Raw genomic sequence first — 12440 nt, 5'->3', positions numbered from 1 at the left:
CACAAGGCGACAGCCAGGCAGCCGACGCCACAGGGTACGTTCAACGTCAAAAGCACTTGGAACGACGTCGAAAATTCACGGTTGCACCCCAATCGGCGCCCAGCATGCCCAGCGCAGCCTGGGGGGTCAAGCACTACGCCCGCGGGCATTTTAGCGGGGCGCGGGTTTACGGTGCCATCATGCAAACGTCGTCTGGTTATACCGCAGGTATATAAGGTGCCAGACGAGTATGGACGATGTCGGTCGGGTCCAGGGGCAGCTGGAACTTGGCGGCCAGGTAATGGCTGCTGAAGACGTCGAGGTAGGCGTCCAGCACTTCGCTGGCGGCGCCATCGTCGGCCAACTCAAGGCACAAGGCCGCGACTTCGGCGGTGCAGAAATGGTCATCGCGCTTGGAGCGACGCAGTTTGTAGCGCGAGAGCTGTTCGGGCGCCAGGCTCAATACCGGCAAATGCTCCAGGTACGGGCTTTTGCGGAACATCTTGCGCGCTTCGCTCCACGTGCCATCCAGCAGGATGAACAACGGGCGCTTGCCCTCCTCCACCGCCACTGCGCTGACGACGCGCTCGGGCGCGACAAATTCGCCGGGGAATACGATATAGGGTTGCCACTGCGGGTCAGCCAGCAAGGTGAGCAAATCCGGGTCGACTTCAGTGCGCGACCAGGCAAACGCCGTAGTGTCGTCGATCACATCGGCAATCAGCCAGCCGGTGTTGCTGGGCTTCATCGGCTCGACATCATGCATCAACAGGCACATCGCCGACCTGGCCGCCACCTTGGGGCGCCAGGCGCACAGGCAATACTCGGGGATCACGCGGCAGCCGGGGCAGCGTTCGGCCCGCGAGCCACGGTTCAGAAACGGCCTGACGGCCCGCGCCAGGCGCTGGGTACGCAGGCGGGAAACGGCGTGGCTCATTGGGTGGGCCGTAAAGAGGGGTAGATCAACACGGAAAAACTCGTGGAAGACTGAAGTGGCGGCAGTTTACCAGCGATACGCCTGGCTGTAGTGGCAACGGCTCACCTATAATTGCGCGCCACTGAACGCACAGCGCAGTGGCTGGTCTATGCACCAGTAACCGAATCAGGAGAGTTTCATGCTGCGTTCCATGCTGCGTCTTGCCGCCCCTTCCATCGCCCTTGCGCTGGTATTGCCCGTCGGCGCCCAGGCGGCCTCGCTGCTGGAGGCCCAAATGAACCGGAAGCTGCAAAGCGTCGCGGCCGAAAGCAACAAGGACCTGCCCCGGGAAATCGACGAAAAAACCCTGGAAGTGGCCTACACCGTTGAAGGTATGCAGCTGATCGATCACTTGAGCGTGTTGCCCGACCGCGCCGAACAGATGCGTGCCAACCCCAAGGCGGTGTATTTCCAACTGGGCCAGAGCGTGTGCCTGAACAAAGGCTACCGCGAGCTGATGGCCAAGGGCGCGGTAATGCGCTACGAAATCACCGAGAACAAGACCAACCGTCCTGTGGCATCGGTGAAGTTCGTGGAAGCGGACTGCCCGGCACCGGCTGCCGCCAAGAAGAAAAAGTAACCTTTGCCTGCCCCCAGCGCGCTGCTTTTCGGTGGCGCGCACTCCCCCCGCGTCAACTCCCTTCACACGGCTAAACTTGCTGATGAGTGACCAATAAGCGGTTGCCAGCCAAGGGTTTTTCGGCCCATGATCAAGCTATCCCAACCGCCCGTCGACAACGGTTTCCACGCCGTTCTGTAACATTTTCAGGGCAAAAGAGGGTTGCCCTCCTGCGACTTGCAGTGCAAAGGTTTTTAAATCACAAGGAACATACAGAGCCCGATTGCTGCCTGGCGAACACGTGCAATGCATTGGGTATGCAGCGACACATGCAGTGTCGTGGCCCCCGGACGAATCTCTCGCCGATGGCCCGGTCTCTGTGAAGAAGGAGAAGTTGAATGCCTTACGAACCGAATGACCGCCTGCTCCGTCATTTTGAAGAAAACGGGACCGACCTTACACAACAGGTCGAAGCACAACTCCAACTGGTCGCTCCCAACAGCCCGAACATTCCCCTGTATCGCGACATGATCCTGACCGTGCTGCGCATGGCCCAGGATGACCGCAACCGCTGGAACGCCAAGATAACCTTGCAAGCCATCCGCGAGCTGGACCATGCCTTCCGTGTACTGGAACAGTTCAAGGGCCGGCGCAAAGTCACGGTGTTTGGCTCGGCCCGTACCCCGGTGGAAAGCCCGCTGTACGCGCTGGCCCGGGAAGTGGGCGCGGCCCTGGCACGCTCGGACCTGATGGTGATCACGGGCGGCGGCGGCGGCATCATGGCGGCAGCTCATGAAGGTGCCGGCCTGGAACACAGCTTGGGCTTCAATATCACCCTGCCGTTTGAACAGCATGCCAACCCGACTATCGATGGCACCGAGAACCTGCTGTCGTTCCACTTCTTCTTTACCCGCAAGCTGTTCTTCGTCAAGGAAGCCGATGCGTTGGTGTTGTGCCCGGGTGGTTTCGGCACCCTGGATGAAGCCCTGGAAGTACTGACCCTGATCCAGACCGGTAAGAGCCCGCTGGTGCCCGTGGTATTGCTGGATGCACCCGGAGGCGGCTTTTGGCAGGGCGCCCTGGACTTCATCCGCAGCCAGCTGGAAGCCAATCGCTATATCCTGCCGACTGACCTCAAGCTGGTGCGGCTGGTCTACAGCGCCGAAGAGGCGGTGGAAGAGATCAATCAGTTTTATGCCAACTTCCACTCCACACGCTGGCTGAAACGCGAGTTTGTGGTGCGCATGAATCACCCGCTCAGTGATCGAGCGTTGGCCCATTTGCAAAACGAGTTTGCCAGCCTGCGATTGAGTGGGGAGTTCCAGCAACTTGCCTACACGGGCGAGGAGCATGACGAGCCAAGGTTCAGCCATCTGACGCGGTTGGTGTTCAACTTCAATGGCCGCGATCAGGGCCGCCTGCGAGAGTTGGTGGATTACATCAACTTGCCGGAGAACTGGGCACAGGCTCAGGGGAAGGCGCAGCAGCGGTTGGCGCCGGAGCCGGCTTGATTTTTTGAAGGAACGACAAAAGGCCCACTATTTTCATAGTGGGCCTTTTTGGGGGATCATTTTGGGCGGGTGGAGGGGATTGGGGCTGCTTCGCAGCCCAACGCGGGGCAAGCCCGCTCGCAACAGAAGCCCGATTGCCATAGACGCCCGTTTGCCACAGACACCCTTTTGCCACAGACGCCCGTTTGCCATAGAAGTCGGTGTACCACAGAGGCCCGTTTGCTACAGAAACTCGTTTGCCACGGGAGACGGAGTATCAGAGCAGGCGAGGCACCAAGGTGTCAGTCGTCCATGGCCTTACCGCTGAGCAAGCGGCTGATCATGTCCATCGAAAACCCGCGATAACTGAGGAAGCGCCCTTGCTTCGCGCGCTCTTTGGCATCGATGGGAAGATGGCCCGAGAATTTGCGACGCCAAGTGTCTTCCAGTTGCGACTGCCAACTGATCCCGCACTCTCGCAGGGCCAGGTCAATATCCGCGCGTTGCAGGCCTCGCTGGCTCAGTTCCTCACGAATGCGCGCCGGGCCGTAGCCCGAGCGGGCTCGGTAGGACACAAAGCTTTCAAGGTAACGGGATTCGGAAAGCAGCCCCTCTTCCGTCAACCGGTCGAGGGCGGTTTCGATCATCTCAGGCTCCGCACCGCGCTGACGCAGCTTACGCGTCAGCTCGACTCGACCATGCTCGCGGCGAGCGAGCAGGTCCATCGCAGTGCGCCGAACGGCGACGAGTGTATCCAGTACAACTGTCATCGTTTGCTTCAGATGTCAGTGTCGACTTCTTCTACTTCTTCAACCGGCTCACGGTTGGCGGCAGCTTTCACGTCTGGCGCTGCAGTCAGCAGCTTGTCGCGAATCTGCTTCTCAAGCGTGGCGGCGATATCCGGGTTGTCCGCCAGGAACTTGGCCGAGTTGGCCTTGCCTTGGCCGATCTTGCTGCCGTTGTAGGCATACCAGGCACCAGACTTCTCGACGAAGCCGTGCAGCACGCCCAGGTCGATCATCTCGCCGTTCAGGTAGATACCCTTGCCGTAGAGAATTTGGAACTCGGCCTGACGGAAAGGCGGGGCCACTTTGTTCTTCACGACTTTAACGCGGGTTTCGCTACCCACCACCTCGTCACCTTCTTTCACCGCGCCAGTACGACGGATGTCCAGACGGACCGAAGCGTAGAACTTCAACGCGTTACCACCAGTGGTGGTTTCCGGGCTGCCGAACATCACGCCGATCTTCATACGGATCTGGTTGATGAAGATCACCAGGCAGTTGGCGTTCTTGATGTTACCGGTGATTTTACGCAGCGCCTGGGACATCAGACGGGCTTGCAGGCCCACGTGCATGTCGCCCATTTCGCCTTCGATCTCAGCCTTCGGCACCAGGGCAGCCACGGAGTCGACCACGATCACGTCGATGGCGTTGGAGCGCACCAGCATGTCGGTGATTTCCAGGGCTTGCTCACCGGTGTCCGGCTGGGAAACCAGCAGGTCGTCAACGTTGACGCCCAGCTTGCCGGCGTATTCAGGATCCAGGGCGTGCTCGGCGTCGACGAACGCGCAGGTCGCGCCCATTTTTTGCGCCTGGGCAATCACCGACAGGGTCAGGGTGGTTTTACCGGAAGATTCAGGACCGTAGATTTCAACGATACGGCCTTTTGGCAGGCCGCCAATGCCGAGCGCGATGTCCAGACCCAGAGAGCCAGTGGAAATAGCCGGGATCGCCTGACGGTCGTGATCGCCCATACGCATTACGGCACCCTTGCCGAATTGACGTTCGATCTGACCCAGGGCCGCAGCCAAGGCTTTCTTCTTGTTGTCGTCCATTAAAGTCCTCACGTAATCAATAAGGCCTGACGGCCAACACCTGTATAAGTAGACAGTATTGTTCCACAAAGATCAGAGATCGCCTACCCCTGATTGTCTATTTCTGCTGCAGCTCGTCGCATCAAGCCTTCAAGGGCGGCCTTTACCGTCTGTCGGCGGACTTCGTCGCGACTGCCAGGGAAGTGCGCAAGCTCGGCCGTAACCTCGTCACCCACGCCAAACGCGAGCCACACCGTGCCCACCGGTTTGTCCGGCGAACCACCATCCGGCCCGGCCACTCCACTCACCGCCACGGCGAACCGCGCCAGGCTTTTTTCCTGGGCGCCGCGCACCATCGCTTCGACCACTTCCTGGCTGACCGCACCGACCTTGGGAAACAACGCCTCGGGCACATTCAACTGTCGGGTTTTCTGACGGTTGGAATAGGTGACATACCCTGCCTCGAACCACGCCGAACTCCCGGGAATCCGCGTGATCGCCTCGGCGATACCGCCACCGGTGCAGGATTCGGCCGTGGTGACGTGCGCATTGAGTACCTGCAAGCGGCGACCCAGTTCAGCGGCAAGTTGAGTGATTTCCTTCACGGTCGTCTCCAGAAGTGGGTGGGGGTTTGCCTACCCTACAGGAGCAAATCGCGCATGCAAGCGACAGACTGGATCAAGAGATTAGCGGGCGATGGCGCGCACATACGCCTGGCAGGCGCGCAAGGCAATCAGGGCGTTATCACCGTCGTCGGTGATGCCGATAATTCGCTGAGCATGCGCCGGGTCAAGTCGGGCTCGCGCGGCTGCATGAACCACGCCGCCGGTGGTGGCGGTGGCTGGCACTGGACAGCCACTGGAGGCGTCGAGAAGGACTGACAACCGCACATCAGCAGTGGCCAGGCGATCACGCAGAGCTGCCTGATGACGTTGGGCATCGCTCAATTCCCGGGCATGTTGTTGGTCACTGGCACTGAGCTGTTGCTCCAGGGCCAGCCGTTTGTCCTGTTCAGCCTGCTGTTGCTGCAAGATTGCCTGAACCTGCAGTGCCGACAAGCGTTCAATCTGCACCCCGTACCGCCACGCCTGCACCTGCCAGACAACAGCCACCAGCAGGCAGACACCGATCAGGCGGCACACGCCTAAGACACGCATAACACCGCCTTCGCGCGTGCCCACAGGCGCAAACGGTCCTCCAGCCCATTGAGCCCACCGTTGATACGCCGTGTGATGGTGGTGAACTGGTCGTGATCCGCCAGCTCGTTCAGGCCGTTGCTCTGCCAGAACCAGGCGGCCGATTCGACCGCCCATTGCGGCTGCTCCAACAATGTCGGCTCCCGCAACAGACGATCATCGCCGAACAGTGCCTGGCTACAGGCCAGGTAGTTGCGGCGGCCGGTGATCTGGATCAGCCCCCGCCCCCGGTACAGTTGGCCGTCACCATCCGCTTCGGGCGTGTTGCCCAGGCGCACGGCCAATGCACCGGTATCGTACTTGCTCAAATACGCGTCACTGCCCAGTTCGCGCATGTAGTGCAATTCGCCGGACTCGTGGCCGATCTGGGCGAGAAAGGCGGCAGCGCGCTGCACACTGTTGATCTGGTACCGGATAAAGGCGGCATTGAAATCCGCTAAAAAAATGCCCGCTACACGGCGGGCTCCAGGCATGATTTGGATCAATTGGGGCTGAGTTATCACCACCACGTTCACCTTCAAAGGTCCTTATGTAGACAAACCACCGGCCGTGATCGTGCTGCGATAGCCCTTTACCGGGTCCCCCACATTGATCACCTTGGTTATCGACCACTGGCCTTGCATATACGCCGGCCAGGTTTCATCCAGGCGCAGCAGCCCTTCGGCAGCCACCAACGGGTTACCAGGGCAATCAATCACCATCTCCAGCCCCTCTCGCCCGACGCGACGCAGTTCACCTTCAGCGACGGCACGCGCTTCCTCTTCGTTCTGGCAACGCTGGCGCAGGGTCTTGAAAGGCGCGACCCCGACCTCGACCACGTGCTGTTTGCCACCGGCAACATCCCACCAGGTGACACGGCTGCCCATGTATTTGGAGCGGGTTTTATCGTTGAGCGTGGCGGTTATGAAGGCCTGGTCACCGGGACGGTTATCCTGGGTCACGGACAACTTCACCTCCGGCAATTGTTTAAGGGACACCGATTTGGCTTGCCCCGCTTCGGCCAGCACATACAACTCGTTGAACGGCTTCGTCACCGCGTGGTAGCGACTGGCCAGTCGCGTGATAAACGCCATGTCGCTTTCATTGGATTGGTCGATATGAGCAATCGCAATACCCTCCAGCGACGGCGCCACACGCGGCGAAAAACCATGCCGGCCGACCAATTGCCGAAACAGTGCCCCCAGGGTCGTAGGCCCGTAACTGGCGGAGCGCCGCTGACGATAGCCGCGCGGGTCGCCCACGCTGAAAGGTGCGGCCGTCGCGACGATCATCAGGCGCATGGGAAACAGGACGGGGGTACGTTGGGTAATCACGAACTCGCCCTTCTCTACCAGTCCCGACTCTGAGTAACCGACGCGCATGCCGATCTTGCCGCTCAAGCTCGGCAGACCTTCAAGGTCTTCGATATTGAGCGTCAGCTCCAGCCGGTCAGACTCGATACCCGCCGCGTCGGTGTGACTCCAGCTCATGATCCGTTGATTAAGCAATGCCGCATTGGCGCCGTAAAACTCCACGATCGGCGTAAATCCCTGAGCCATAAAACCTCCTCAATCCCACGCCAGGACAGGCCGCAACGCAGCCGGCCGTGATTGCATCTCCGGCACGATTACCCACACGCCCGCCGGTAGCACCGGGCCGTACTCGGCAAGATCCGGGTTCAAGCGCCACAGGGTTTCTTCAGCTACATCGTCGCAACGCCCCAACTCACGGTAGAGCAGCAGATTGACCGAATCACCGGCGATACTTCGCACTCTACGCATTGACGAATTCCTCCAGTTCAAGGATCCAAGTCATGACCATGGCGGTGCCGTCATCAATCACATTGCTCTGGTTTTCCTGCACCGAATTGATACGCCACAGGCCCCAGTTGCGGCCGATCCCATCCACCAGCGGCAAAGGCGCCCGCTTGTTTTGCAGCGCGCGCAGTTCATCCAGTCGCTGCATGCCGATGCCGTACATGGCGGCGCCGGTAAACGTGAGTTTTTCCAGCTTCTGTCCGCTTTGCCGCGACTGCGGCTTGCTGGCGATAATCGCCAGGTCGCTCCAGCCGCCGTCGCTGCCACGGGACAACGTGGAGTAGGCAAACCCTCGGGAAAGGCCAAAGATAAAGTCGCCCAGTACCATTTGCTGTCGCATCAATCACCTCCTGGGTCGGTCAGTGCCGCGTTGCGCCGGATCCCCAGCGAGTCGGTGAGCATTGGCACGCATTGAAATTGCAGGGCCTGGATCACTTGATTGGCCACTTGCTGGGCGTCTGCCGGGTTGACACCGGTGATCTGGATACTCGGGGCAATCGAAACTTGAACGTTGTCGGCGCGAGCGCTGTTGAGCTCTTTGCCGACCGCGTTCGGCGGCGGCAGGCGGTCACTCGAACCGAACAGTTTTTCACCCAGCCAGGCGCCTGCCTCACTGCCCAATAAGCCACCCAGGGCGCCGCCGACCACGGTGCCTGCGCCGGGGAAGACCAGAGTGCCAATTGCCGCGCCGGCAGAAGCGCCCGCCCAGGCACCGCCGGCCGTACTCAGGCCGGTGCCGATGGCTTTAGCGTCACCGTTGCGTACGCCCCGAATCACGTCCAGGGTGGCTTCGGCGGTTCTCAATGGCGCCAGCCGTCGAATGCCGGTGGATCCGAGCGTGGCAAAGGCATCGTTCAGGGCACCCGAAGATAGGTTTAGCCGCGATAACGTTGGTGCTGCAACGCTTGCCCCGGCAAAGGATTGAAAGCTTTGCGTGGTCGCACCCGGTTGAATGCCTGGTGGCGAAGCAACCAAGGCCTGGCGTTTTTTTCCGAACGGGTTCGTTAGGCCTGAACCACGCCAACCCCGATTTTTGATACTTTTGGCGCCCTTAGTGATTAGGTCAAAGGTCAAATCAATCGTTTTTTCAGCAGCTTTGCTTTTCAACGCGTCCCATAACTCGCCTCCAACCGCCTTGGCCGCGCTCGCAAAAGGACCATCAGCGGGCTTCTCGGGCTTATCTTTCAATGCGCTCGTGGCAACATCAGCCGCTTTGGGCACCAGAGAGTCGCCATTGATGGACAAGGTGCTGTTAAGCGTCTTCAGCGTCTCGCGCAGTCGCACTTGCTCCTGGATCAAGGCGTTGATGTCCACGCTGAGGGTGACCAACGCGGAGCGCAGTTCGAACGGCAGCTGCGAGGCCGCCTCCAGGCTTACAGGTGCCGCAGCACTTGTGGAAAACGGTGCCAGCACATTGCCTAGATCGGCCTCGCCGAACATCCAGCGAAAGTCCTCCTGGGCTAGCCTGAGCCCATATTTAGTCTCTTGCATCCCGCTCTACTCCTGTTTAACGCCAAGGCGAGTCATCGCGATGTCGTAGCGGCGCAATGCTTTTGCGGCATCCCAATCGAGGATCTCCGCTTCATTTACCGAGTAAACCAGCGGCACCACATCGAGGATCACTTCGATGTCGCGTTGCGAAAGAAGGCCGCCGGTTGATTTAAAAAATGGTCGATGCGCTCCTGCAATTCGGTCCAGTCGGGCACGGTCAGGCAGGCGAGATCGGGGATCATCAAGCCGCTGCAATGCGCGGTGATGAATTCGGCGCGCTCCTTGTTGGTGGCGAGTTTCTTCATCACCTTGGTGGCGCGCAGGGCGGGCATTTCCAGGACCAGTTCAGTCAGGGTGCGGCCCGCTGCGTCGAGGGGCAGCAACAGCTGGACGGGCTGGTCGTGGGGCGATTCCGTTTGTTCGCCAAGGAAGAATGACGCCGGACGAGTCGACATCTCGTGTACGTATTGGGCGATGGCCACGTAGTCCGGTCGCTTGAGTTGGTCGAGCTCTTTTTCCGACAGGCCGGTGGCGAGTTTCGCCAGTTCGAAGAACTGGTCATCCTCGTCATCACCGGCCCGGGCCAGCGCGTCTTTTTGCGCGGCGTAGTACAGCGGTTTGAGTTGAACCTGCTGGATCGTCGCGCCGGTATCGGCGGTGATCGGGGACAGCAGGACATGCAGCGGTGGCATCCAGGCCATGGGGCAATTCCTTGTTTAAACGATGTTGAAAGCAGCGCAAATCTAAAGCTGCGCGCGGTCAATGTGGGAGCTGGCTTGCCTGCGATAGCAACAGCTCGGTGCACCAGGCACACCGAGCCGCCTGCATCGCGAGCAAGCCCGGCGCCCACATCGGCTGTGTCCACTTCAGGTCACGGTAGCCCTTACGGCATCAATACAGCGCGGCGCGCGTCGCCGAGGATGTCGACGCCGTTGAGCACGAACTTCTGGGTGCGCACGTCGATGTCGATCACCGAAATACCGTTTTCCAAGCGGTTGTAAGTACGGCAGGACAGCTCCAGGGTGGTGGTGACCTTTTCGCCCATTTTCAGCTTGGCCTCGGTCAGGGATTTCAGCTTGCCGCCGACTGTGTGGTAAGTGAAATAGGTCTTGCCGTCCTGGTCCTGGCCGGCTTCGCGCACGTTCAGCAGGATGTCATCACCCAGGCGCACGCCCAGCGCCAACATGACTTCCGGGCCGGCGCCTTGCAGCACCAGGGTTGCGCCGAGCACTTTGCCGCTCTTGGCCATTTCTTCGGCGATGAAGCGCCCGCCGGACATGGGCTCCATTTCGAACTCGATCTTCGGCGGGGAGAACTCCTCCACCGTCGCGGACAATGGCAGGCCTTGAAGGGTGGCCGCAATGGCCTGTCTGACTCGATTGGTAAACATTAGAGAACGTCCTCCAGGAACTGCTCGATGATTTCATCGCGGGCATTGAGTTGATAAATCATGTGTTCGTTCGGCGCGTAGCGACCGTAGTCGATGACGATGTACCAGGTGCCGTTCTTGTACTTCTCGACACTGTTCAATTCCGGGTGCAGGTACACGCTGCCACCGGGGATGGTTTCGTCGGCGACCAGGGTTTGCAGCCAGTCGTTGATGCGCTTGACCTCCTGGTCCATGAAAGACTTGGTGAGGTTCTTGGCCATGGCTTTCTGGCCGGCCTTGACCAGCTTGCGGCTGATCGCATCTTCAAGGCCCACGTAGCTGATGAACTTGCCGGTGATCGAGCGGTTGCCCAGCAGCGAGAAGCCGCCAAGGATGGTGCGCGCGTAGTAGCTCACGCCGTAGCGGTTGAGCAGGTCGCCCTCGGTGGAGGTGTCGAGGATGTTGTACTCGACCACGCGGGACACGTCCTCGGCAAACGTCACCTGATTGCCCGGGCTTTCCCACTGCTTGACCTTCGCCAACGCGGCGATAGCCAGGGACGAGGGGGCGAGAAACACGTTTTTCTTCGCCGCCTTGGAGTACACCGACGGCATGTTGTGCACCAGCAGGCACCGGTCGAAACCGAGGTCGGCACCGCCCAGTTCGCCGCTGTAGGTCACCTGGTCAGCCACTGCTGCGTCCTTGCCATCCAGCACCACGCGGGCCTTGATGCGCTTGCCGAACGCGGCAAACTCGCCGGCCACGGCCTTGGTGCCAGTGAAGCCCGGGGCACCGATGATGGTCAGGTCTTCCGGCACATTCGCCAGTGCCGCCAGGCCCAACTTGCGCCCGGTGATCGGCTCGTCACCACCAATCACGTTGTTGAGGGTGTCGGCCGGTGTCGCGCCCTCCTCCACGATCACCACGTACACCGGTACCTTCACCACTTTGAGGATCTGGTAGACGGCGTGAAACAGCGTGCCCGACTCAGCACCGGTGGGGTCCAGCAGCGCCTGGGTGGTGAAGCTGTTGATGCGCAACGGCGCGTTCTTGGGGATCGACGCATGCGCATTCGGCGCAGTGCCGACCAGGCCGATCACGTTGTCGCCAAGGCCACCCATGGCCTCGGGAGATTCAGTGGCATTCACGGTGATGCCGTTGTGCTCGAAGTTCAAAACCTCAGCCATGATTAGTCAGCCTTCTTGGTAGTGGCCTTTTTGGCCGGGATGGTTTGCTGCGCAGCAAGGACGCTGGTGAGTTCCAGGCGGCCGGCGGTGCGCAGGGCGGATGCTTCGACGTCCAGCAGTTCCAGTTGCTGGCCGGCGGTGGACCAATGGCCGGCGCCGGTGGGGAAAGGGATGAGGACGGTGTAGGTTTGGCGGTTTGCCATGTGGGGTAATCTCCAGGCGAAAAAAAACCGCGGAGGGCGGTTTGGGGGGCAGTTGAGGTTTAATCGGTGTGTTCGGCGAGCCAGTCCGGGGGGATGGACGCTTTTGCAACGTGGGAAAATCCGCAGACTGCGGCCAGTCACGCAGCAACTGCAGGTAGTTCAGCAACGCCGTGAACGGCTCTGCTTCCAGCGTCGTTGGAATGCCCAATTCCAGCTGATCGCGATGCCGATCGCGCAGACCGGTCGCGGTCACCAACTGCCGGTCTCGCCACGCACGCTCTTTAGCGGCCATTTGCTCAATGCTCAGCCCTGGTGGATTAATGGCGACCGGGGCACCCAGCTCATCTGCAGCAATGATTTTTCCGGCAGCGTTTTGAG

At 60.3% G+C, this 12440-nt stretch carries 17 protein-coding genes and 1 pseudogene; 2 read left to right on the top strand and 16 right to left on the bottom strand.

Annotated elements, in window-relative coordinates; all coding sequences use genetic code 11:
• Positions 1-196: 196 nt before the first annotated feature.
• Complete coding sequence (locus JFU04_RS05375; RefSeq protein WP_201143633.1) at positions 197-916, bottom strand: tRNA-uridine aminocarboxypropyltransferase; 720 nt, start codon at positions 914-916, stop codon at positions 197-199.
• Between the two features lie 178 nt (positions 917-1094).
• Between JFU04_RS05375 and JFU04_RS05370 the strand changes: the two genes are divergently transcribed.
• Together JFU04_RS05370 and JFU04_RS05365 are read left to right on the top strand one after the other, a co-directional pair.
• Positions 1095-1535 carry a PA3611 family quorum-sensing-regulated virulence factor gene (locus JFU04_RS05370; RefSeq protein ID WP_065903274.1) on the top strand — a complete coding sequence of 147 codons (441 nt, stop codon included), beginning with the start codon at positions 1095-1097 and terminating at the stop codon, positions 1533-1535.
• Between the two features lie 377 nt (positions 1536-1912).
• On the top strand, positions 1913-3025 hold the full coding sequence (locus JFU04_RS05365) for an LOG family protein (RefSeq protein ID WP_201143632.1): 1113 nt from the start codon (positions 1913-1915) through the stop codon (positions 3023-3025).
• Between the two features lie 281 nt (positions 3026-3306).
• Here JFU04_RS05365 and recX read toward each other — a convergent pair whose 3' ends face one another.
• The 15 genes and pseudogenes from recX to JFU04_RS30540 all read right to left on the bottom strand — a co-directional run.
• A complete protein-coding gene (gene recX / locus JFU04_RS05360; protein WP_065903279.1) occupies positions 3307-3774 on the bottom strand; it encodes a recombination regulator RecX in 468 nt (155 codons plus the stop codon).
• Positions 3775-3782: 8 nt separating this feature from the next.
• Positions 3783-4841, bottom strand: coding sequence for a recombinase RecA (recA, locus tag JFU04_RS05355; protein ID WP_010170065.1), 1059 nt, complete (start codon positions 4839-4841; stop codon positions 3783-3785).
• An 83-nt stretch (positions 4842-4924) separates the two neighbouring features.
• On the bottom strand, positions 4925-5425 hold the full coding sequence (locus JFU04_RS05350; protein WP_065903282.1) for a CinA family protein: 501 nt from the start codon (positions 5423-5425) through the stop codon (positions 4925-4927).
• Positions 5426-5506: 81 nt separating this feature from the next.
• On the bottom strand, positions 5507-5977 hold the full coding sequence (locus tag JFU04_RS05345; RefSeq protein ID WP_201143631.1) for a lysis system i-spanin subunit Rz: 471 nt from the start codon (positions 5975-5977) through the stop codon (positions 5507-5509).
• The gene (locus JFU04_RS05340) at positions 5965-6522 is read right to left on the bottom strand and encodes a glycoside hydrolase family 19 protein (protein ID WP_201143630.1); all 558 of its coding nucleotides are present in this window, start codon (positions 6520-6522) and stop codon (positions 5965-5967) included. The genes JFU04_RS05345 and JFU04_RS05340 overlap by 13 nt, the downstream gene beginning before the upstream one ends.
• A gap of 21 nt (positions 6523-6543) precedes the next feature.
• Positions 6544-7554, bottom strand: coding sequence for a contractile injection system protein, VgrG/Pvc8 family (locus JFU04_RS05335; protein ID WP_201143629.1), 1011 nt, complete (start codon positions 7552-7554; stop codon positions 6544-6546).
• 9 nt (positions 7555-7563) lie between these two features.
• On the bottom strand, positions 7564-7776 hold the full coding sequence (locus tag JFU04_RS05330; RefSeq protein WP_065903295.1) for a tail protein X: 213 nt from the start codon (positions 7774-7776) through the stop codon (positions 7564-7566).
• Positions 7769-8152: a phage tail protein gene (locus JFU04_RS05325; protein ID WP_065903298.1), complete on the bottom strand. Its 384-nt coding sequence runs from the start codon at positions 8150-8152 to the stop codon at positions 7769-7771. Before JFU04_RS05325 ends, JFU04_RS05330 begins: the two co-directional genes overlap by 8 nt.
• Complete coding sequence (locus JFU04_RS05320) at positions 8152-9303, bottom strand: hypothetical protein (RefSeq protein ID WP_201143628.1); 1152 nt, start codon at positions 9301-9303, stop codon at positions 8152-8154. Before JFU04_RS05320 ends, JFU04_RS05325 begins: the two co-directional genes overlap by 1 nt.
• A 6-nt stretch (positions 9304-9309) precedes the next feature.
• The gene (locus JFU04_RS30390; protein ID WP_034102430.1) at positions 9310-9435 is read right to left on the bottom strand and encodes a hypothetical protein; all 126 of its coding nucleotides are present in this window, start codon (positions 9433-9435) and stop codon (positions 9310-9312) included.
• Positions 9432-10004, bottom strand: a complete 573-nt coding sequence (locus JFU04_RS05315) for a phage tail assembly protein (protein WP_201143627.1) — start codon at positions 10002-10004, stop codon at positions 9432-9434. Before JFU04_RS05315 ends, JFU04_RS30390 begins: the two co-directional genes overlap by 4 nt.
• A 182-nt stretch (positions 10005-10186) precedes the next feature.
• Complete coding sequence (locus tag JFU04_RS05310; protein ID WP_065903305.1) at positions 10187-10693, bottom strand: phage major tail tube protein; 507 nt, start codon at positions 10691-10693, stop codon at positions 10187-10189.
• A complete protein-coding gene (locus JFU04_RS05305) occupies positions 10693-11859 on the bottom strand; it encodes a phage tail protein (RefSeq protein ID WP_065903306.1) in 1167 nt (388 codons plus the stop codon). Before JFU04_RS05305 ends, JFU04_RS05310 begins: the two co-directional genes overlap by 1 nt.
• 2 nt (positions 11860-11861) lie before the next feature.
• Positions 11862-12062 (bottom strand): hypothetical protein, encoded by a 201-nt coding sequence (locus JFU04_RS05300; protein ID WP_201143626.1) that lies wholly within the window; start codon positions 12060-12062, stop codon positions 11862-11864.
• A gap of 103 nt (positions 12063-12165) precedes the next feature.
• Positions 12166-12354, bottom strand: a pseudogene (locus JFU04_RS30540) (phage tail assembly chaperone); the annotation flags it as partial.
• Positions 12355-12440: the final 86 nt, after the last annotated feature.

It is taken from the genome of Pseudomonas sp. TH21 (assembly GCF_016651025.1).
Taxonomy (GTDB): Bacteria; Pseudomonadota; Gammaproteobacteria; order Pseudomonadales; family Pseudomonadaceae; genus Aquipseudomonas; species Aquipseudomonas aylmerensis.
Note: the sequence above shows the minus strand (reverse complement) of the source record. Positions and strands in the feature narration are given on the sequence as shown.

What these genes read in the sequence shown, in the direction of transcription:
- JFU04_RS05325 (WP_065903298.1), bottom strand. Translation starts at nt 8,152, where the DNA reads ATGCGACAGCAAATGGTACTGGGCGACTTTATCTTTGGCCTTTCCCGA.
- JFU04_RS05375 (WP_201143633.1), bottom strand. Translation starts at nt 916, where the DNA reads ATGAGCCACGCCGTTTCCCGCCTGCGTACCCAGCGCCTGGCGCGGGCC.
- JFU04_RS05345 (WP_201143631.1), bottom strand. Translation starts at nt 5,977, where the DNA reads ATGCGTGTCTTAGGCGTGTGCCGCCTGATCGGTGTCTGCCTGCTGGTG.
- JFU04_RS05365 (WP_201143632.1), top strand. Translation starts at nt 1,913, where the DNA reads ATGCCTTACGAACCGAATGACCGCCTGCTCCGTCATTTTGAAGAAAAC.
- JFU04_RS05305 (WP_065903306.1), bottom strand. Translation starts at nt 11,859, where the DNA reads ATGGCTGAGGTTTTGAACTTCGAGCACAACGGCATCACCGTGAATGCC.
- JFU04_RS05320 (WP_201143628.1), bottom strand. Translation starts at nt 9,303, where the DNA reads ATGCAAGAGACTAAATATGGGCTCAGGCTAGCCCAGGAGGACTTTCGC.
- recA (WP_010170065.1), bottom strand. Translation starts at nt 4,841, where the DNA reads ATGGACGACAACAAGAAGAAAGCCTTGGCTGCGGCCCTGGGTCAGATC.
- JFU04_RS05315 (WP_201143627.1), bottom strand. Translation starts at nt 10,004, where the DNA reads ATGGCCTGGATGCCACCGCTGCATGTCCTGCTGTCCCCGATCACCGCC.
- JFU04_RS05370 (WP_065903274.1), top strand. Translation starts at nt 1,095, where the DNA reads ATGCTGCGTTCCATGCTGCGTCTTGCCGCCCCTTCCATCGCCCTTGCG.
- recX (WP_065903279.1), bottom strand. Translation starts at nt 3,774, where the DNA reads ATGACAGTTGTACTGGATACACTCGTCGCCGTTCGGCGCACTGCGATG.
- JFU04_RS05300 (WP_201143626.1), bottom strand. Translation starts at nt 12,062, where the DNA reads ATGGCAAACCGCCAAACCTACACCGTCCTCATCCCTTTCCCCACCGGC.
- JFU04_RS05310 (WP_065903305.1), bottom strand. Translation starts at nt 10,693, where the DNA reads ATGTTTACCAATCGAGTCAGACAGGCCATTGCGGCCACCCTTCAAGGC.
- JFU04_RS05330 (WP_065903295.1), bottom strand. Translation starts at nt 7,776, where the DNA reads ATGCGTAGAGTGCGAAGTATCGCCGGTGATTCGGTCAATCTGCTGCTC.
- JFU04_RS05335 (WP_201143629.1), bottom strand. Translation starts at nt 7,554, where the DNA reads ATGGCTCAGGGATTTACGCCGATCGTGGAGTTTTACGGCGCCAATGCG.